This window comes from Rhodoferax sp. RT5P35 (genome assembly GCF_056521385.1).
The window spans coordinates 1-1,001 of sequence record NZ_JBWMAX010000404.1; the positions used below are offsets into that span (position 1 = coordinate 1).

The 1,001-nt window shown below is 58.1% G+C and carries 2 protein-coding genes; one reads left to right on the forward strand and one right to left on the reverse strand.

The window, feature by feature from the left end; all coding sequences use genetic code 11:
• Positions 1-347: peptidoglycan-binding protein LysM (gene lysM / locus AC097L_RS26655; RefSeq protein WP_479589694.1), on the forward strand; the 347-nt coding region annotated here is incomplete at its 5' end.
• 26 nt (positions 348-373) lie between these two features.
• On the opposite strand, the gene AC097L_RS26660 is transcribed toward lysM, so the two are convergent.
• Positions 374-1,001 (reverse strand): aminotransferase class I/II-fold pyridoxal phosphate-dependent enzyme (locus AC097L_RS26660; protein WP_479589695.1); only part of this gene is annotated, 628 nt, incomplete at its 5' end.

The window sequence follows — 1,001 nt, forward strand, 5'->3', positions numbered from 1 at the left end:
AAGCACAAAACCTGGGCATCGAGGGTTTGAATGTGGCCTTTGACGGTGCCAGCGGCAACGTCACCCTGCAAGGCAGCGCACCCACCCAGGATGCCAGCGAAAAAGCAGCCCTGTGCTGCGGCAACGTCAGCGGTGTATCCAGCGTGGACAACATGCTGGCCGTGACCGAGGCGGCCAGCGAGTCCCGGTTCCACGACGTGGTGCGCGGCGACACCTTGTCGGGTATTGCCAAGGAATACTATGGCAACGCTGGCAAGTACATGGCTATTTTTGAAGCCAACAAGCCCATGCTGAGCCACCCTGACAAAATTTACCCAGGCCAGAAACTGCGTATTCCAGCCCTTTAAAAGCGTTCATAGTCGGGGCTGGCCACTCAGCCGGACTTGGCCATCCGCTGGCTCTCCAGAAAAGCGAACACGGCCGGGTCGTCGCAAAACGCCACATTGAAACGTAACCAGGGGCTGGGCTGCAGATCCGGGCTGAAGAGATGCCCGGGGCCCAGTAAGATGTCCTGCTCGGCGGCCTTGTAGGCCAGTTCCGCAGCATTGGGGATGTCCGGGTGTTTGGCCCACAGGAAAATGCCCGCCTTGGGTTCGAAAAAAATCTCGAACCCTATTTTCAGCAACGCATGGGCTGCCATTTCATGCGCCTTGGCCAGACGCTCACGCAGGCTCTTGATGTGCTTTCTCCACCGCCCGTCGATCAAGGCCCCATAAGCCAGGCGTTCGCTGAATTCGGAGGACGTCAGCCCGGAAATCATCTTGAGCTGGGCCAGATCTTCCAGCAAGTCGGGGTTGGTGGCCAGATACCCGACCCGGATATTGGGTGAAATGGTTTTTGAAAAACTGCTGATGTAGATCACCCGGTTCAACTGGTCCAGACTGGCCAGAGAGGGCCGGGGCTCGGGATCCAGATCGGCATAAATGTCGTTCTCCACCACCAGGAAATCGTGCTTTTCAGCCAGTTGCATGACGCGGTGCAAATGCGCCAGCTGGGCGACC